Source organism: Candidatus Hydrogenedentota bacterium (genome assembly GCA_019695095.1).
Lineage (GTDB): Bacteria > Hydrogenedentota > Hydrogenedentia > Hydrogenedentales > SLHB01 > JAIBAQ01.
The window spans coordinates 23,941-41,981 of sequence record JAIBAQ010000001.1 but is presented as its reverse complement, the minus strand read 5'-3'; the positions used below and the strand labels follow the sequence as shown (position 1 = coordinate 41,981).

Here is an 18,041-nt window from a genome sequence, read left to right as displayed (position 1 = left end):
AATATGAAGCGATTCATTTCGAAGAACCTGTTGATCCTTGTCATGGGGGCGGTGTGCCTCGTGCTGGCATGGTACTCGCCCAAGTTCATTACGGAAGGAAATCTCCTGAACCTGATTCGGCGCATCAGCGCCGAGACTGTCACGGCGGTTGGTGAAACGCTCGTCATTCTCACGGGGGGAATCGATCTGTCGGTCGGCAGCGTGGCCGCGCTTTCGGGCGTGGTGTCCGCCAAGGTGATGCGCGATATGCCGGGCGCGCCAGTGATTGTGGGGATTCTCGCTGGAACATTGATGGGACTTGTCTGCGGAGGCATCAACGGCGGGCTGGTGACCAAAGGGAAGATCCCTCCATTCATCGCTACGCTGGGCATGATGCTGGCAGCGCGTGGCGCAGCCCATTTGCTCACCGGAGGTAGCAGAATCTCCGGTCTTCCAGCCGGCATCGATCTGCTGGGTGGTAGGCCGGTGGACTGGTTGCCACTGCAACAAGTCTCGTGGTTTCCGTTCCTTGTAACGTTGCTCTTTGTTGCCCTTTTCGCGGTTGTGCTATCTCACACTCGGTTTGGACGCCAAGTGTATGCCGCTGGTGGCAACTTGGTCAGTGCCCGTTTGTCCGGGGTACCCGTGGATAAAGTGCGATTTGCGGTGTACGCGTTGTGTGGAGCGCTCGCAGGATTTGCCGGTGTCATGATCGTCGCGCGGACCGGCGTGGGCGACCCCACCATGGCCGAAGGTATGGAGCTGGATGCCATTGCCGCGTGTGTCGTGGGTGGAGCGAGCTTGATGGGCGGTGAAGGAGGGGCTTTCGGAGCCCTATTCGGCGCGCTCATCATTGGGGCGTTAATCAATCTGTGCCAATTGAATGGCATGAGCGACGAATGGCAACGCATTGTTGTCGGCACGCTCATTGTCGTTCTCGTGTTTTTCGACAACATGCGAAAGCGTCGAAGCGGAAAGCTTATCGACTAGCAGCCGACTTCGCTGACCGGGAGGCGATACGATGAAACATCTACTAACCGTCGTGGCAATTGGTTTGGCCGTTCTTGGGTGCACCCCGCAACAACCGGGCAGCGACGCCGGCTCTGTCGCCCCTTCGCAACCTGCCGGCGGCGCGGAGAGCACCGGCGAGATGAATTTCGCGGTAGTCCCAAAAGGTCTTACCCATCAGTTCTGGTTGACGGTCAAGAAGGGCGCCGAAACGGCTGCCTCCGAGCGTAACATCAAGATGACGTGGCTTGGACCCGAGAAAGAGACGGACGTCGTCAAGCAGATCAACATTATCGAAGACATGCTCGGCAGCGGCGTGAATGGGATTGTCATGGCGGCCTGCGATCAGGATGCGCTGGTGGATGTAGTCAAGCGCGCCTCCGAAAAAGGTGTCACCGTCGTGACAATCGATTCGGGTGTCAACTCGGACATCCCCGTGTCATTCGTCGCGACCGACAACACCGCCGGGGCCTCTGCAGCCGCCAAGGAACTTGCTCAACTCATTGGAAATGAAGGCGAAGTTGGCGTCATACCGTTTGTAAAGGGAGCCGCGACGTCTGAATTGCGCGAGCAGGGTTTCATGAAAGGTATCGCGGAGTTTCCGAACATCAAGGTCGTATCGGTGCAACATTGCCAGAGCGATGTCTCCAAGGCCATGAATATCACCGAGGATATGCTCACGTCCAACCCAAATCTTAAGGGGATCTTCGCCGCCAACGAACCAGCAGCCCTGGGTGCGGCTCAGGCCATCAAAGCGGCGGGGAAGGCCGGTCAGATTAAGATCGTTGCTTTCGATGCGTCGGACGACGAGATTAGTGCGCTGAAGGAAGGGACGATTCAGGCGCTCGTAGTTCAAAACCCGTTCAAGATGGGCTACGAGGGCGTCAAGGCCGCGTATGACTACATCAAGGGCGAGAAGGTGGAGAAGCGTATCGATACCGGAGTGACCATTGTCACGCAGCAGAATCTGAACGATCTCGAGGTTCAAAAGCTGCTGAATCCGCTCGGTTAGCGTTGGAATAGGTGGTAGCCGTTACATTCTGGTGACGTAGTGTCTCGTCCCCGCTAACGGCCCGCGATAAACCTATGCCAACTTCAGGCTTCACAACCCGCGAGTCGTGCGCTTTCTGGCGTTGCGTTTCATGTCTCATGCTACTCTTCGCTGGTATTGCCCTGTCCGCATTAGCGGAAGATACGGTTCCTTTACCGAAGACAATCCCCGATCCGTGGGGAATGCTGGTACTGCCAGCGCCGTGGCTCTTGCCGGAACCCGGGTCTGTTACGGACATTCCCGGCAATCCATTCCCATGCCTTCCGAAAAAAGCCTCTCCTATCGCAGTTCGTGCGCTGTATCTGACAGGCTGGACCGTGGGAATCCCCTCACAGCTCAAGCACTATGCGGAGCTCGCCGACAAGACGGTGCTGACTGCGTACGTGGTGGATATCAAGGACATGGACGGTCACGTTGGATACAAATCCGCCGTGCCCAAGGTCGTTGAATACGGCGCATTCGAGAAACGCTATGATCCGCTAACAGTCATTGAGACCTTTCACGCGCACAACCTGCGTGTGATAGGCCGCGTGGCCTGTTTTCGCGATCCGGTTGCTTCCGCGAAGGAACCCGACATGGCCCTGAAGACGAAGAACGGCAAGTTGTGGACGGATGTCAAGAAGTCGAGCTGGTTGAATCCGTATAACGAAAAGGCGTGGGAGTATCTGGTCGACATTGCGAAAGAGGCGTTGACGCTTGGCTTCGACGAGATTCAGTTCGACTATGTTCGCTTTCCGAGCGACGGCCCGGTGCATACAATCGACTATGGAAAAGACCCAGGCCCCAAACACGAGGCCGTAAACGGCTTTCTCTCGTATGCGCGCGAACAAATGCCCGACGTCGTCATTTCGGCCGACGTGTTCGGGATCATGTGCGTGAGCGCCGGGGATACCGAGGATATCGGGCAGTACCTTGAATTGGTCGCGCAAAACGTTGACTACCTCTCGCCCATGGTGTATCCGTCGCACTATGCCAAAGGGCAGGTGATTCAGAGCAAGAAGTACGCGTCGCCTGACAAGAGTCCATACGCAGTCGTCAAGGGAACTTTGGATACGGCCCAGGAACGTATCAAGGCCGTTCGCTGGTGCGAGACTGCTCGCATGCGGCCTTACCTCCAGGATTTCACGGCGTCATGGCTGGGCTCCGGTCACTACATGAACTACGGTGTTGACGAAGTCCGAGCGCAAATCAAGGCAGCAAAAGACGCGGGTTATGCCGAATGGATCTTCTGGAACGCCCAGAACCGTTACACGGAAGCCGCCTATCTTCCCGAGAAAGCAAAACCAGGCGAGAAGACGGCGGAGATCGATACGTCATCCGCGAGCCGCGAAACCGAATAGCCGTCGGCTCGGCAGGATGTCTGCATGCAATCTGATGTAAAATCCATGGATGATTCCAAGGGGCGTTCTGTCCTGCGAGAATCATCACGGTACTAACGATTGACGCGGGAATCGTCGGCGACAGATTGAATCCAATGTGCGGAGTGGTACCGAGCACTGGATACACATGCCTGCACCCAAGAATTCGCAGGCATTGACCATACGACAGGGGAGTTATGCAGACGAAACCAACGGGGGATCGCGGGGAGGGGTTTCAGCGGCTGGACTATCTACGCTTGATGGTCGAGTCGCGCGAAGGCGATCGGCGAGAAGGCCTCCTGATGCGCCAGAGCAGGGGGTGGTTTCAGGTCTCCGCGTGGGGTCACGAGGCGCTGGGCGCTTTAGCGTGGTCGCTGCGGCCGGGTGACTATGTGTTTCCATACTACCGTGATCGCGCGATTGCGCTCGCGCGCGGGATTACTACGCGAGAGCTGGCCTTCGCCTACTTCGCGACGGCGGATTCCAGTTCGGGCGGACGCACCATGCCAAGTCACTTCAGTTCGCGCTCGTTGAACGTGTTCAGCGTCGCGACGCCGACGGGTTCCCAGTGCTTGCCTGCCACGGGTGCCGCGTGGGCGTTGAAACGTGCGGGTGGCGGGGGAGTAGTGCTGTGCACAATCGGCGATGCCGCCACGCGTCAGGGGGAGTTCTACGAAGCGGTGAGCATGGCCCTTCAAGAGAATCTGCCCGTAGTCTTTCTTGTGGAAGACAACGAGTTTGGAATCAGCACCCGAACAGCCCCCATGAATCCCTACACGCTGCAAGCGCTTGACATGGCGCATTGCAGGCGAATGGATGGCCGCGACCCCGATGCCGTGTACGCGTTGGGGCAGGAAGTCTTTGAAAATGCCCGAAGCGGCAAAGGGCCTGCGGTGCTGTGGCTCGAGGTGGACCGGCTCTGTTCGCACACCTGTTCGGACGATCAACGAATCTACCGATCCGCCGAGGAACTGGAGATCGTCGCGCAGCGTGATCCAATAGACACATTTGCCGGCAAGCTCATGGCTGAAGGTGTTGTTACCGAGGGCGCGTGGGCTGACATGAAACGCGCGATCGCCGAATCCGTCGACCGTGATTACCAGGCTGCCGAGAAAGCCGCGCCGCCAAATCCCGCACAGATTTGCGATCATGTGCTTGCTCCTGCCGCCACGAACGTTCCCGCGCCTCTCGCGCCGCTGGATGGTTCCGCGACGATGGTGTCCGCTATCAATCAAACGTTGCGGCAGGCGCTGAAGCAAAACGTAGAAGTCGTGTTGTTCGGCGAAGACATCGAAGACCCGAAGGGCGGAGTCTTCGGTCTGACAAAGGGTCTGTCCACCGAGTTCCCCGGTCGCGTTGTGAATTCTCCGTTGGCCGAGGCAACCATCGTGGGACTGGGCATTGGCATGGCGGCGGCCAGAAGTCGCCCCGTCTTTGAACTGCAGTTTGTCGACTTCATTGGACCGGCATTGAACCAACTCACGGCGCATGCGTCGTCGCTTCGCTGGCGCACGATGGGAGAGTGGACCTGTCCGTTGGTCGTGCTTGCACCCTACGGCGCGTATCTGCCCGCAGGCGGCATGTGGCATAGCCAGAGCAACGACGGATTGCTGGCGCATATCCCCGGTCTATGCATCGCGGTTCCAAGCACACCTGCCGACGCGTCTGCTTTGTTATGGACTGCAATCCACGGTGAAGACCCAACGCTCGTGCTGTTGCCCAAACATCTGTTCCGGGCGCGGGCCGCGCTTCCCTTGACGCCGGAGCATCTTCCGTTTGGAAAAGCAGCCGTGCGCCGCGAAGGCAACGATGTGTCGATTGTGACATGGGGCAATTGCGTCGAACTGGCGCTCGAAGCGGCGGAACGCGCCGCGCCCCAAGGTGTTTCCGTCGAGGTTGTAGACCTGCGTACGCTCGTCCCGTGCGACTGGCCGGCGATTGAGGCAAGTCTCGCAAAGACAGGCAGGCTCGTTGTAGTCCATGAAGACACTCGCACTACCGGCTTCGGACAGTCGATCATCGCGGAAATGACGAGCGCCACGGAGCGATGGGAGTTGTTCTTGGCCCCGCCGCAATTGGTCACCAGGCCGGATATCCCGGTTCCGTATCATCCAATCCTGGAAGAGGCAGCCTTGCCGAGCATCGAGCAGGTGCTTGATGCCGTCCATACAACCATGACGTGAGGTGCATTGTGTCGCTGTACGAACTGAAGATACCTCAATTGGGCGAGGGCTTGCGCGAGGCGCGCATCGTGCGGTTGTTCAAGAAGCCGGGCGACCGCATCCAGCGCGACGAACCCGTGTACGAAATGGAGACGGATAAAGCCGTTTCGGAGATCGAGAGCCCGGTCAGCGGCGTGCTGGAATCGTGGTGCGTGCAGGCCGACGATATTAAAGCCGTGGGCGATGTGGTGGCGCGCATCCATGTCGAGCAGGCCGAGCAAGCAAACGTGGCGCCCGAACGGCCTTCAGCGTCCGTGTCTGCAGCGGAGCCGCAATCCAAGTCTCTGCGAAACGCAATTCCTCCGAGGACGCGCGCCTACGCACGCGAAAAAGGACTTGAGGAAAGCGAGCTGGCGCAGATTCCATTCGCGGGAAACAGGTTGTTGCCCACGGATATCGACCAGTATCTCTCAGAGCGGAAGAGCGAATCTTCCGTTTCATCTGCCGGGCCCGAATACGAAGAAGTCCCCATGTCCACGCGGCAGCGAACGCTGTTCTACCGGTTATCGCGCGCTCAGCAACAGGTTGTACCCGGGACCATCGAAGTCATCATTCCATGGCAGCCCGTTGAAGATACCTATCAGCGATTCAAACAGGATTCACAATCCTCTTCAGATGAACGCCCGACGCGTTTCCTGCTGGTCGCGTGGTGTGTTACGCAAATCATTGCGAAACATCCGAAGTTTCGTTCGGTGGTTGTTGACGTGAACCACCTGCGCCGTTACCGGCATGTGAACTTGGGAATTGCCGTAGCCTTGCCCGACGACGAACTCGCGACGGCCGTCGTCGAGAAAGCGGATGCGCTCAGCTTTGCGGCATTTGTCCGGGAAAGCCGTATCCAGATTGCGCGCGCACGAGCAGGGAAAGACCAAGCGGCAGACTCGGTCGTGCACATCTCCCTGTCGAGCATGGAAGCCTACGGCGTCTACACGGCGGCGCCCGTGGTCGTGCCGCCGTCCGTCGCGACTTTGTTCCTTGGAACACCACACATGATGATGGTGGAGCCCGGGCCCAAAGGACCCTCTTTCGAGCGTGTCGCGCACATGACGATGACGTTCGACCACCGGATCATCAACGGTGTTGCCGCCGCGCGATTTCTCAACGAGATTCGGGATCGTGTCGCCGCGTTGCCGAACGCGGGTCTTTCCTTGAGTTAACGCGACGGGGCTTGGCGGATGTTGGGCAGTTTGAACTGAAAGACAAGTGCGCCGATAAGCCCGCCCACCGCGCTAATCCACATGGTCGGATTGTAGTCAAGCCATTGCACCAGGAATACACCGGCCACACTAATGAATATAGACGGGGGTGCGGACAACAGCGAGACTGTGCTGAAGTAGGCAGTCCGGTCTCCGGGGGGCGACATCTTCAGAAGAAAAGTCGGCCATCCGTTATTGATAAGACTGCCGCCCAACGACAGTATCGGGATGCAAATCACAAAGAAGGGCACGCTGTAGCACTGCGTGAGAAATGCCGCGCTGAATGCGACAAGCAGTGACGAGAGCACAAGCGCGGGCTTTGACCCGAAATGGTCGATGATTCTACCTGAGACGTAATTGGTCACCATGTCCGAGACGCTAAACAAAATAACGGGCAGCCACATCAGCGAGTCCGTCAAATCGCACCGAGCGATAAACATGGCCGTGATGTAGGTTCCCGTGAAGAATCCAAAGGATCGAAACGTGCGGCCGAGCACGATCCACCTCACGCGCGTATCTTCTCGCCAAATCTGCAGAGTCCGGACCCATTCCTTGGCGAATCCGGTATTAGGAGCCTCCCGGGTCGTGGGTGTCATGACCTCTCGAAAACGCGACACGCCATACAATGAGCCGAACAAGAGGAGCACGCCAATCCATCCGAGAATGGTGTAGTTGTTGGGATACGATGAAATCCGATTGACGCCCCATACCAGAATTGTTGCAACCAACCCCGACGCGGCTCCAAGCAAGCTGCGCATCCCCATCAACCGTCCCCACCAACGTTCCCGAGTCCCGTTGGTGATCATCACCATGAACGTCGGCGTGGCAATCCCGCCGATAAAATTGCTGGCCAGCCACACGGTGGCAAGAATCCACAACAACGGAGCGGGTTTCCCGTGAAAGAACATTACGCCAAGCGGGACCATCAAGAAGACGAGTCGCTGAAAAATGCCTACTGTCACGCAGAACGGCAACATTCGGCGTTGACCGGACATTAACGTCGCGCCAATGGGTCCGCTAAGAGCAACGATGAGCGTGGAGATGGTAAACAACCCCAAATAGGAACTGTCGATTCCCGTCTGCTTGAACAAGAACGGAATCAACGTCATGGGGCCGATCATATTGGTGGCCATGATGTAGAGGGCGCATTCGAAGGAACTTATCCAGTAGTTCCAGCGGTGCACCGAGAGCGGAATCGTGTCCATCGTGGAAGGACTGGGAATGGAATCTTTGTCGTTGCTCATGTCGCGTTTTGCTATCCCGGATTTCTCACGAACACACTTGAACCTATCTCGTAAGCATTGTGCTTTCGAGACTTATGGCGAAAAACAGAGAGGTTCTCCGAAGACAGTGTGTGTTCGCGAGAAATCCTCATGGCATAGCCTCAAAGTCATGCACGTGAGCAATTTGCGTCGGCGCTCAATCGCGCCGGTGCAAATTGCGGACTATATGGTTCGGGGGCGCGACGGACTTACCCGCTCGCGCCCCCAGTGTGTGTATTCGAGATACCCAGCCTAAGCCAGCACTTGCCGGTTGCGGCGAGAGTCCCAACGCACCATCCGGTGCTTAAACCAGGAAAGATTGCCCATGTTCACGGCCACCACGCCGTAGAGTCCAAGCTCGGGCGGGCAGTTCAGCGCAGCGCCGCTGCGGATGGCCGCGTGATGATTCTTGTGATGCGGCACAATGTCCTCGCCGCCGGTTTTCTTGTGCGATTCGAGTACCTTACCCGATTTCTCCTCGATGATGTCCCAACCGGTCGATGTGAACACCAATGTGGCTGCGTGGCCACGAATGCAGTGCGGGTTGGCGTACTGATTGGCCATGGTCCCCAACACGTGAACCGACATGCCGGGCGTAATCCCTTTCACGGCGGGATACTCAAGCAGCATCTCGAAATTGTCAGGCAGATCGCGTCCATCGGGCCACAGGTAGATTCCGCCCATTCCCACGGCTCTCTCTGGGAAGGTCAAGTCGCACGCGCGAATCAATCGCGTGATGCGGTGAATGAACAGGTCGGTGGCAATCCCGCCGGAATACTCACGGTAGCAGCGCCAATCGTGATAGCGGCGCGCGTCCCACGGACGCTTCTTCGCAGGCTTCAACCACGCGTCCCAATCGAGATCGGCAGGCTTTGGATCGTCGGAACTAGCGCCCGTGCGCCACGGGCCCGCTTCCTTGGCGTAATTGCGCACGTAATCGATTTGCGCTTCAACCACCGGTCCGAGTTTCCCCGCTTTGATGGCTTCGTTTGCGCTCGAATAACTGTCGTCAGCCGTCGCCTGCACACCCACCTGAAGCTTCAGACCAGTCTCCTTCGCCTTCTTCACAACCTTTAACGCGTCTTCAATGGTGTGGGTCAACGGCTTCTCGCAATAGACATGCTTGCCTGCTTCAAGCGCCGCGAGCGTAAGATAGGCGTGAGCATGTTCCGGCACCGCGACCAGCACATAATCGAGGTCGCTCATGGCCAAAACTTCTTGGTAGTCCTGAGTGATTTTCGGCTCGCCTGCTCCTGCCTCCTTGAGTTTGCGGCTGAAAGTCTCGGCGCGCGTCTTGTAAATATCGCACGTCGCCAGGAATCCCAGATTCTCCTCTTCGCGAAGCGCGATCAACGCGCCCAGATGTGCGCTGGCCATACCGCCGCAACCGATGAAGGCCATGTTCAGCCGGTCATTTGCGCCGACAACCCGCGCATAGCTCTTGGCGGAAAGTGCCGCCGCCCCCATGGCAATCGCCGTGGTCTTCATAAAATTACGACGAGACAAAGCGTTCTTAGTGCTCATTGAATTCAAACCTTTCGTGCGGCTGGTTCGTTCGTACACCCCGGAATATTATTGCGCGCTGTGCCGGGGGATACAAGTGAAGAAGACTGGTCCACGATTTCGTTCGGACTCAATCATGGTCCTTGACGCAAATTGCGGGTTAGCGTGCGTGACCCTTTCGTCAGCCGAGCCATATCCCGTCCGCAAGCAACGCTTTTGTTACTTGTTCCGCCCAGCCCCGGTTTGCAGCGGGACTTGCTGGACTTGGGTGGGGAATCCTGCCAATCGTAACGTTTGCGCCCGCCAAGGCTTCCCGGGCCCTCGCTTCCGCAAAGGCGCCGACACCGTAGACACGGCCTGGACCTAGTGCTTCCACAACGTGCCGAAGCGCTCGGTCGCAGGCCGCATTGACCGCAGCACGCTCCGGCGCAGGCAACTTGTCCGGGGTGAAGTTCCGTCCGCTCTCCTCCATGAAGCAGAGGGGGCAGTAGTTCCACACAAAGAAGCGGGCAAAAAAGGACTCAGGCGCACCGAATGTGTCTCGTGCCCACCCCCATAGGCGCGACCCACTCACTTCCCTTCTCCTGCAGGCAAATCCGTCGATAGGCCGCTTGGGGTGCTCGCGTACAGGCTTACCCACCGGCTCGTCGATGCCCATCCAGTCGCGCACAAGCACGACATCGCCAAACGGCACCCCGGTCTGTGCCATCCCGAATGGACCCGGATTCATGCCCAGAAAGAGAGCCTCTTTTGGCGCGTTTCCGTAGCGTTCAAGATAGCGATTGTGCGGTGCGCGGGCATATTCGAGTGGATTGTAGACATGTGTAATCGGCGCGGAGAACCGGAGTTGGCGCAGGTCATCGGTCAGGGTATTTGAGATGTCGGGTAGTCGCATGGCGGGAACTCTACCAGAGACGGTACTTCTGGTTCGCCTCAGACCCAGGAGAGGCGATGCACGAGACGGGAGACGAAAGGAAGCACTGACTATCAATGCGGAGGAGGGGGCGGGCCAAATGCATCCGGTGGCAGAAGGAAGGGTGGCATTAGTCTGCTGTGCATTGAATCGAATTTCTCTTTCCAAACGGCAGCTTGTTTTTCGTCAAGTACGGCGGCGATCTCATTACGAACGGACTGCCAATGGGCTTCCATCTTTGGCTGGCCTTCCGAGATGAGTTGCATGAATTCCTGCCGTTTCTTCTCAATTATTTCTTCGACCTTCGCGCGCTGCTCCGGCGTCAAGTGCACGTCGCTATCGATGCGATCCACGACTCTTGCATACGCATTTTCGGGGTGCTTGAAACGGTAGGTCACCATGGCGTGGATCGAAAGTACCGCTCCACCCGCCCCTACCAGCACGCCCGATGCGAAGATGACGAAGCCCAACAGCAAAGAAACAGCTCGTCGCCCGCCCTTACGCGGCAAGGCTGCCGATGGGATAGACTCAGGTTTGGATGCCTCGCTCATAGCGCCGCCTGTATCGATCCGAAGAGGACCGTCATTGGGCTAACCAACGTCTGCCATGCGCTCAGCGCGGGCAGAACCACCAGCGCAGCCACGGCGACTGCGACGATGGCTTCCCACGTCAGATCGCGTTCGATGCCTCTGCGGCTAACCGGCGTCTGGGCGCGGATGCTCTGCATTACGCGGCCGCTCACGTCGAATGCGGGAGGAGCCGCGCGACGCGACTGCTTCACCATCTCATCAAATGAGTCCGGGTGTTCCATCTCGCTTACTCCTCTCTCGCGATTCCAACAGCTTCTTCAGCCGATTTCGCGCTCGAAACGCCTGAACGCGCACCAACGAATGACTCCATCCGGTGACCTCGGCAATCTGACGCGTGTCCAGTTCCTCAAGATATAGTAACGTAAGTACCAGCCGATCGCGCGGACTTAATCCGTCGAGAATTCGGTGAAGCTCATCGCCCTTATCGTCAGATTCCGCGCGGACTCCCCGCGACATTGGCAACGAATAGGCATATTCTTCCGCCTGAATCCGGCGGTGCGCCCGCTCTCGGGCCTCCCGCTTCCAATGATGATAACCTACCCGCGTGGCAATCTTGCGCAGCCAGTGCAGGAATGGAGCGCTCGCCCGAAACGTATGCAGACTGAAATACGCCTGAACGAAGGCCTCGTGCACAAGTTCTTCGCACACGGACGGATTCCGCGTGAAGCGCCACATGTAAGCCGCCAGCACCCCTTGGTAACGGCGTACTATCCGCTCATAGGAGTCCGCGTCGCCTGCCAGCACGGCGGCGATATCGCGCAGGTCCTCTCCGTCTACAGGCCTGACTTCGCTATTCGTGTCCAGACTCTCCACAGAGGTTTCAGCCCGCGCCGTTTTGTCGCACCGGCCCCATCCTTGCGGCGCCCTCACTGCAATCTGGCCAACACTATACATGGCCATTCTCCGACTTGACCATTAGCAGCCCGTAAGGTGCCCCGGCCCGCTACGCCTTCCGGCGAGTCCGGCATGAATCCCATGCACGACACCTCAGGTCATCTTGTCTGTCCGGTACGGGAATCATCCCATCACTCGGCACATCCTGTCTGCGCACCTCTTACGCTGTTTCCGCTTATTCAGGTGGAAACTGGGCGGCGACGTGTTACAGGGCAGAGTGGCAGCCCGCTGTAACAACTCCTGGAACTCCTGCCACTCGTATAGGCAGAGGACGGTAGCAGTCAGCCGCCCCAGGTGAACGATTACAAGGGCTTGTACCGACGAGGGATAGCGCCGGATACAGGCTTGATCGGGCCTACATCCCGCTCCATACCCAAGAAGCGCCGCCAGCCGCGGGTGGAAACCCTAGCCTATCCAGCCGATGCAACCGGTCGGCGGCGCTTCCCCATTCTCCCATTCGTATTTTCCCTGTTGTATACTCCGGTAAACCGCAACACCACAGGTTATCCGATGTATACGTATTCCCATCCACGCCCCATCATGGCGGCCGATTCCATCGTTTTCACGCTCAAGGACGGTGCCGTCCAGATCGTATTGATTCGGCGCGGCCACGAACCCTATGAGGGATGCTACGCCCTGCCGGGCGGGTTTGTGAACGAATACGAACCGCTGGACGTTGCCGCCGCGCGCGAATTGCGTGAGGAAACCGGGCTGACGGGAATCCCCATGTGTCAATGGAGGTGTTTCGGCGACCCTGGTCGTGACCCGCGCGGCTGGACGGTAAGCGTGGTGTATATCGCCGTGATCGACCACCGTGCCCATCCATTGCAGTATGGCGACGACGCGGTGGCGGCGGACTGGTATCCCATCGCGGCAATGCCACCGCTCGCGTTTGACCACGACGGTATCGTGCGCTACGCTCTTGATTGGCTGCGCATAAACGCGGATCGTAATGAATTCATGACAACCTATTGGCCATCGAGCTTCGGTGCGGGTGAGACGTCTGCTTTCCGGGACTGCCTCGAAATCGCATCGCAAGCCTTGGGTCAATGAGCGAGGTGATTCATGCGTATCGGTGCAGAAGACGCCCTCATAGTCACTGACATCCAAAATGACTTCTGTCCCGGCGGAGCACTGGCTGTCGCGAATGGTGACGCCATTGTGCCGGGCGTGAACGCCCTCCTGCCGCGATTCAAGTATCTTGTGTATACACGCGACTGGCATCCCGTGGATCATTGCAGTTTCAGCGATGTGCCTCAGTTTATGGATAAGAGCTGGCCTGTGCATTGTGTCCAAGGCACAATCGGAGCTGCATTTCATCCCGCCCTCGAGGTGCCGTCGCGCGCATGGATCGTCAGCAAGGGCCACAGGACCGACAAGGAAGCGTACAGTAGCTTCCAGGATTCGGACTTGGCGAACCGCCTCAAGGGGAAGGGCGTCACCAAGGTATTCGTATGCGGAATTGCGACGGATTACTGCGTGAAGGCCACGGCGCTCGACTCCCGAAGAAACGGTCTGGAAACCATCGTGATCGAAGACTTGTGCAAGGGTGTGGACGTGCCCGAGGGCAGCGTCGCCACCGCGCTTGAGGAATTGCGCGAAGCCGGTGTGACTATATGCCGCTCGGAGGAACTCGAATGACGGAATCGCCGGATCCCTGGTTGCGGCGCGAAGGTATCGCTTTACTCACCGATCTGTATCAACTGACCATGATCGCGGGCTATCGCAAGGAAGGCCGCGCCGATCTTCCCGTTTGCTTCGAGTACTTCTTTAGAAGCCTGCCCACGCATGCCGGGTTCGGCGTAGCGGCGGGCCTGGGGCCCTTTCTCGACTATCTTGAGAATCTGCGCTTCACCGACAGCGACATCGCGTATCTGCGTTCGTTGAACATCTTCGACGAGGACTTCTTGGGGTATCTGCGCGAATTCCGGCCCACGTGCACGGTGCGCGCCGTTAGTGAAGGTACCCTTGTCTTCCCTTCGGAGCCAGTCGTTCAGGTTGAGGGCCCCATTTTCGAAGCGCAACTGCTCGAAACGGCGTTGCTGAACTTCTTCAATTACGAGACACTCATTGCGACGAAGGCCGCGCGCGTTTGCCTTGCCGCCAACGGCGATCCCGTTATGGAGTTCGGCCTGCGGCGAGCGCACGGTCCCGACGGCGGCATCAGTGGTTCGCGCGCTTCGTACATCGGCGGATGCAGCTCCACGTCGAACGTACTTGCGGGCAAGACCTACGGTATCCCCGTGTCGGGCACGCACGCCCACAGTTGGGTGATGAGCTTCTCCAACGAGTTGGAGGCTTTTCGGGCATTCGCGCGCAACTATCCCGAGCGCTGCGTTCTGTTGGTCGATACGTACGACACCATCGAGTCCGGTGTGCCCAACGCCATAACTGTCTTTCGCGAACTGCACAGTCAAGGCAAGATGGTGCGGCCTGCAATCCGGCTCGATTCCGGCGATTTGGCCAAGCTTAGCAAGGCTGCCTACAGAATGATGATTGAGGCCGGGCTTGAGAATCCGCTGATTGTCGCCTCAAATGACTTGGAAGAAGACCTGATCGCAGACTTGAAGCGCCAAGGCGCGAAAATCAATGCGTGGGGCGTGGGAACACATCTCATCACTTCGAACGATTGCCCGTCGCTAAACGGCGTGTACAAGCTAGTCTCGGTCCATGAAGATGGACAGTGGATGCCGCGAATCAAGATCTCCTCCAATCTGATGAAAGCAACCGACCCGTGCAAGAAGAACATTGTCCGGTACTACGACACGGCGGGGAGTCCGCTCGGAGACGTGCTCTACGATTGCGATGAAACGTGGCCCGAGAACGGTACCGTTGTGGGACGCCACCGGCGTCTGCCGCACAATGAAGCCCGATTGCGAGGCGCAGCGCGTGCGGAATCCCTTCTGGAAACGGTTTTTGAGAAAGGGCGCATCGTCAAACCCACGCCGCCGATCGGGGTGATTCGCGAACGCGCCCTGGCGCATATTGCCGCTCTGCCCGAGGAGTACAAGCGTCTCCGTAATCCGGAAATTTATCGGGTCATCCTCTCGGAAAAGGTAGGGATACTAAAGGACGACCTTCTGAAAGGCCCTGACATCGAGTAGAGTAATTGGGGCGGATGCGAACTCTATACCGTAGTCTGATATCCTGTCACTGCGTTGGTCTGTACTGGACGGATATCGAGGAGTAACAAGGTGCGACTCATACGAATTGGCGTAGCGGCGGTGTCGGTGAAAGTCGGCGATTTTTCCGGCAATGCCGAACGGCTGCGCGCAGTCATCGAGGAGTCCAAGCGGCGGGGCATTCACCTGCTTGTAACGCCGGAGCTCTGCATTTCCGGCTACAGCCTGGAAGACCGAATTTGGTGGCCTGACATCACGCGCCGCAGTTGGCAAACGCTGCAGGAACTTGCGGAAGCGTGCACGGGCATCAGTGTATTCCTGGGTCTGCCCGTACGGATCGACTCCTTCATGTACAACGCTGCCGCCCTCATCCATGACGGTCGCGCGCTAGGCCTCATCTTCAAGAAGTATTTGCCGACATACAGCATCTTCTACGAGGGACGCAATTGGACGGCTTGGACTCAGGGCGTGACCGAAGTCAACGGCGTGCCCGCGGGCGACCTTGTGTTCAAACTTCCCTTCGGCAAGGTCAGTGCCGAGATTTGCGAGGACCTGTGGTCCACCAATTCGCCCGCATACGCCCGCGTGCGCGCGGGAGCGGAGATTATCTGCAACCCGAGCGCATCTCCGTTTACGCCTCTGAAAAACGAGCAGCGGCGCAGACTTGTTCTGGGAGCCGCAAACAACCTCGCATGTGTCTACGCTTATTCGAACATCCTGGGTTGCGACAACAGCCGTCTTGTGTTTGACGGCGGCGGTTTCGTCGCGACACCGGAAGGCGTGGTAGCCGAAGGCGAGGTCCTCTCCACGCGCTATTGGACGTTGTCTTCGGCAATTGTCGATCTCGACGATATCGCGCGGGTTCGTTCCGAAAACACCACGTGGCGGCAGGAGGCGTCGCGCCGCGACGAGAACTCCACCGTGCGCACGGTGGAAGCACCGCGTAGCGAGTTTCGCCCCGCACCGATGGGCGAATATGTGGCGCAGATGCCGTCCAGCTTCTTCTTGCCGGAGACGCCGCGTGTTGTCAATAGCGCCGAGCGCTTTCTGGATGAGTTGTTCGACGCCCTCGTGCTGGGCTTGCGCGACTATTTCGAGAAAGTGGGCGCGTTCGAGCGATTTCTGGTGGCGTTATCGGGAGGCCGAGACAGCGCGTTGTGTCTGCTGATTGCGGTCCATGCCGCCAAGGCAATGAAGGAAGGGCGCGAGGCAAAGCGCTATGCCGAGCGCGTCTCCACTGTCTATCTCCCCAACAAGGCATTCAGCAGCCAGGGTACGGAAGATGCCGCGCGCGCCGTAGCGGCGGAACTTGGCGTGCCGTTTCGTGTAGTATCCATCGGCGAAGAAGCCGAAATCGCGCTGGCGAAGGCGGCTGAGCTTATGGATGGCGCGGAGCACGTAACGCCTCTCGCAAAACAGAATCTGCAGGCGCGCGTACGCGGCAACATGATGCTGAATTGGGCCAACAGCGCCAAGGCGCTTCTACTTGTTACATCGAATTTGAGCGAGGCGGCTGTCGGTTACACCACTACGGGCGGCGACAATCAGGGCGGCTATTCGCCGATTGCCAATGTGCCGAAAACGTTGGTTTCTACGTTAATCGAGCATATCGCAAAACGTGACAATCTTGTCTCATTGCAGAAGGTCTTGGCGATTCCGCCCAGTGCCGAACTGGCTCCGGACCAAAGGGACGAAGCCGACCTCATGCCATACGTGGTGCTGGATGATCTGTTGTATCTGTTCGCGCGGAGGCGCATGTCGTTGAGCGATTGCTGGCGTGTGCTTGCGCATCGCCGTATCGAGCATGACACCGAACAATTACGGGCATGGACAGCAGCCTTCGGCAGACTTTTCGCATACAATCAATGGAAGCGGGAACAGCTTCCAGTGACATTAAAAGTACTCGACTTGGATCTGGATCCGAAGACCGGATTCCGGTTCCCGGTGACCCAGAGTATTCAAGACGAATTGGACGAACTCGCGAAAGCGGAAATGTAACGTCCATTCCCGGCGTTGTCTCGCAGGGCTATAAATTCGGCCCAGAGACTGCATAGTGCACACGAGGGTGAAGTACCGCCCACTTGGACACACCCCAATGGAAGGAGCCCAAGTTATGATTCACACCGCGACTATTGAGTCCCTCCGCAAATCGCGCGACGCCGTCTTGAATTACTTCGACGTGGCCGAAGTGGACCTTGCAAAGTCCTACGCACCCGGAAAATGGACCGCGCGCCAAATTCTGCTTCACCTTGCTGACGTTGAATTTGTCTATTTGTGGCGGCTGTGCCGCGCGTCCGCCGAACCGGGTAGCGACGTGGAAGGCTTCGATCAGGACAAATGGGTGGCCGCTCTGCAATACGATACCCGTTCGTTGGGAGTCGGCGAGTGCCTGTTCTCGGCGGCGCGCGATCGCGTGATCGAGCTGCTGGCGTCAACCGACGAGGCAGGCCTTGTTCGGGAGGTTGTCCATTCTGAGGCGGGGTCCATGACGTTGGCCAAGGTGGCGCACGTCCTCGATTTCCACACATGGCATCACATCGAGCAGATTGAGGCTGCCATCAAAGGCGAAGTCTGGACTCCAAAGAAGTGAGCGGATACGTAATGAATTGAGGTCCGAGCCCGTAGTATGATCGCCTGAAAGAAAAGGAGACGACCACCATGCTGAGCCTTCTGTACTCGATCATCTTTCTGATTCTCTACACGCTTTCGCCGCTGATTATCGCGATGGCGCCATAGCCTCGCGAACGCTTGTTTTTCGGTCCCACGACGGTGCGTCTGGATATTCGCTTTACGCACGCCGTGGGACTTTTTTCACGGTGACCTCCCGTTGGTGTCCGTGATACCCTCCTCGACATTCTCCGCCAGATTTGATAGGCCCTGATGTCTCGCGACGACGCTTTAGCGCCAATTCGACGCCGGCGTTCAGTCGCGCCAGAATGAAAT

General features: G+C 58.1%; 16 protein-coding genes. 10 read left to right on the top strand and 6 right to left on the bottom strand.

What is annotated here, in order from left to right:
- Positions 1-3: 3 nt before the first annotated feature.
- From K1Y02_00165 to K1Y02_00145, 5 genes are all read left to right on the top strand, one after another.
- Positions 4-969, top strand: coding sequence for an ABC transporter permease (locus K1Y02_00165; protein ID MBX7254740.1), 966 nt, complete (start codon positions 4-6; stop codon positions 967-969).
- Between the two features lie 160 nt (positions 970-1,129).
- Positions 1,130-1,999: an ABC transporter substrate-binding protein gene (locus K1Y02_00160; protein MBX7254739.1), complete on the top strand. Its 870-nt coding sequence runs from the start codon at positions 1,130-1,132 to the stop codon at positions 1,997-1,999.
- Between the two features lie 137 nt (positions 2,000-2,136).
- Positions 2,137-3,378 (top strand): putative glycoside hydrolase, encoded by a 1,242-nt coding sequence (locus tag K1Y02_00155; GenBank protein ID MBX7254738.1) that lies wholly within the window; start codon positions 2,137-2,139, stop codon positions 3,376-3,378.
- A 215-nt stretch (positions 3,379-3,593) separates the two neighbouring features.
- Positions 3,594-5,579, top strand: coding sequence for a 2-oxoisovalerate dehydrogenase (locus K1Y02_00150; protein ID MBX7254737.1), 1,986 nt, complete (start codon positions 3,594-3,596; stop codon positions 5,577-5,579).
- Between the two features lie 8 nt (positions 5,580-5,587).
- Positions 5,588-6,775 (top strand): 2-oxo acid dehydrogenase subunit E2, encoded by a 1,188-nt coding sequence (locus K1Y02_00145; protein ID MBX7254736.1) that lies wholly within the window; start codon positions 5,588-5,590, stop codon positions 6,773-6,775.
- On the opposite strand, the gene K1Y02_00140 is transcribed toward K1Y02_00145, so the two are convergent.
- From K1Y02_00140 to K1Y02_00115, 6 genes are all read right to left on the bottom strand, one after another.
- The gene (locus K1Y02_00140) at positions 6,772-8,058 is read right to left on the bottom strand and encodes an MFS transporter (GenBank protein MBX7254735.1); all 1,287 of its coding nucleotides are present in this window, start codon (positions 8,056-8,058) and stop codon (positions 6,772-6,774) included. The genes K1Y02_00145 and K1Y02_00140 overlap by 4 nt on opposite strands.
- A 270-nt stretch (positions 8,059-8,328) precedes the next feature.
- On the bottom strand, positions 8,329-9,600 hold the full coding sequence (locus K1Y02_00135; protein ID MBX7254734.1) for a Gfo/Idh/MocA family oxidoreductase: 1,272 nt from the start codon (positions 9,598-9,600) through the stop codon (positions 8,329-8,331).
- A gap of 160 nt (positions 9,601-9,760) precedes the next feature.
- Positions 9,761-10,474, bottom strand: a complete 714-nt coding sequence (locus K1Y02_00130; GenBank protein MBX7254733.1) for a single-stranded DNA-binding protein — start codon at positions 10,472-10,474, stop codon at positions 9,761-9,763.
- A 92-nt stretch (positions 10,475-10,566) separates the two neighbouring features.
- The gene (locus K1Y02_00125; GenBank protein MBX7254732.1) at positions 10,567-11,043 is read right to left on the bottom strand and encodes a hypothetical protein; all 477 of its coding nucleotides are present in this window, start codon (positions 11,041-11,043) and stop codon (positions 10,567-10,569) included.
- Complete coding sequence (locus tag K1Y02_00120) at positions 11,040-11,303, bottom strand: hypothetical protein (protein ID MBX7254731.1); 264 nt, start codon at positions 11,301-11,303, stop codon at positions 11,040-11,042. The genes K1Y02_00125 and K1Y02_00120 overlap by 4 nt, the downstream gene beginning before the upstream one ends.
- On the bottom strand, positions 11,281-11,976 hold the full coding sequence (locus K1Y02_00115; protein MBX7254730.1) for an RNA polymerase sigma factor: 696 nt from the start codon (positions 11,974-11,976) through the stop codon (positions 11,281-11,283). Before K1Y02_00115 ends, K1Y02_00120 begins: the two co-directional genes overlap by 23 nt.
- A gap of 510 nt (positions 11,977-12,486) precedes the next feature.
- Between K1Y02_00115 and K1Y02_00110 the strand changes: the two genes are divergently transcribed.
- The 5 genes from K1Y02_00110 (at position 12,487) to K1Y02_00090 (ending at position 17,688) form a co-directional block, all read left to right on the top strand.
- On the top strand, positions 12,487-13,029 hold the full coding sequence (locus K1Y02_00110; GenBank protein MBX7254729.1) for an NUDIX hydrolase: 543 nt from the start codon (positions 12,487-12,489) through the stop codon (positions 13,027-13,029).
- A gap of 12 nt (positions 13,030-13,041) precedes the next feature.
- The gene (locus tag K1Y02_00105; GenBank protein ID MBX7254728.1) at positions 13,042-13,617 is read left to right on the top strand and encodes a nicotinamidase; all 576 of its coding nucleotides are present in this window, start codon (positions 13,042-13,044) and stop codon (positions 13,615-13,617) included.
- A complete protein-coding gene (locus K1Y02_00100) occupies positions 13,614-15,080 on the top strand; it encodes a nicotinate phosphoribosyltransferase (GenBank protein ID MBX7254727.1) in 1,467 nt (488 codons plus the stop codon). The genes K1Y02_00105 and K1Y02_00100 overlap by 4 nt, the downstream gene beginning before the upstream one ends.
- 90 nt (positions 15,081-15,170) lie before the next feature.
- Entirely contained in the window at positions 15,171-17,096 is a 1,926-nt protein-coding gene (gene nadE / locus K1Y02_00095) for an NAD(+) synthase (protein MBX7254726.1), read from the top strand.
- Between the two features lie 115 nt (positions 17,097-17,211).
- A complete protein-coding gene (locus K1Y02_00090; protein ID MBX7254725.1) occupies positions 17,212-17,688 on the top strand; it encodes a DinB family protein in 477 nt (158 codons plus the stop codon).
- The last annotated feature ends 353 nt before the right edge of the window (positions 17,689-18,041 follow it).

Excerpts from the sequence above, each read along its gene's own strand:
- K1Y02_00125 (MBX7254732.1), bottom strand. The coding sequence starts at position 11,043 with ATGAGCGAGGCATCCAAACCTGAGTCTATCCCATCGGCAGCCTTGCCG.
- K1Y02_00135 (MBX7254734.1), bottom strand. The coding sequence starts at position 9,600 with ATGAGCACTAAGAACGCTTTGTCTCGTCGTAATTTTATGAAGACCACG.
- K1Y02_00115 (MBX7254730.1), bottom strand. The coding sequence starts at position 11,976 with ATGTATAGTGTTGGCCAGATTGCAGTGAGGGCGCCGCAAGGATGGGGC.
- K1Y02_00120 (MBX7254731.1), bottom strand. The coding sequence starts at position 11,303 with ATGGAACACCCGGACTCATTTGATGAGATGGTGAAGCAGTCGCGTCGC.
- K1Y02_00110 (MBX7254729.1), top strand. The coding sequence starts at position 12,487 with ATGTATACGTATTCCCATCCACGCCCCATCATGGCGGCCGATTCCATC.
- K1Y02_00105 (MBX7254728.1), top strand. The coding sequence starts at position 13,042 with ATGCGTATCGGTGCAGAAGACGCCCTCATAGTCACTGACATCCAAAAT.
- K1Y02_00130 (MBX7254733.1), bottom strand. The coding sequence starts at position 10,474 with ATGCGACTACCCGACATCTCAAATACCCTGACCGATGACCTGCGCCAA.
- K1Y02_00150 (MBX7254737.1), top strand. The coding sequence starts at position 3,594 with ATGCAGACGAAACCAACGGGGGATCGCGGGGAGGGGTTTCAGCGGCTG.
- K1Y02_00160 (MBX7254739.1), top strand. The coding sequence starts at position 1,130 with ATGAATTTCGCGGTAGTCCCAAAAGGTCTTACCCATCAGTTCTGGTTG.
- K1Y02_00090 (MBX7254725.1), top strand. The coding sequence starts at position 17,212 with ATGATTCACACCGCGACTATTGAGTCCCTCCGCAAATCGCGCGACGCC.
- K1Y02_00100 (MBX7254727.1), top strand. The coding sequence starts at position 13,614 with ATGACGGAATCGCCGGATCCCTGGTTGCGGCGCGAAGGTATCGCTTTA.
- K1Y02_00165 (MBX7254740.1), top strand. The coding sequence starts at position 4 with ATGAAGCGATTCATTTCGAAGAACCTGTTGATCCTTGTCATGGGGGCG.
- K1Y02_00140 (MBX7254735.1), bottom strand. The coding sequence starts at position 8,058 with ATGAGCAACGACAAAGATTCCATTCCCAGTCCTTCCACGATGGACACG.
- K1Y02_00155 (MBX7254738.1), top strand. The coding sequence starts at position 2,137 with ATGCTACTCTTCGCTGGTATTGCCCTGTCCGCATTAGCGGAAGATACG.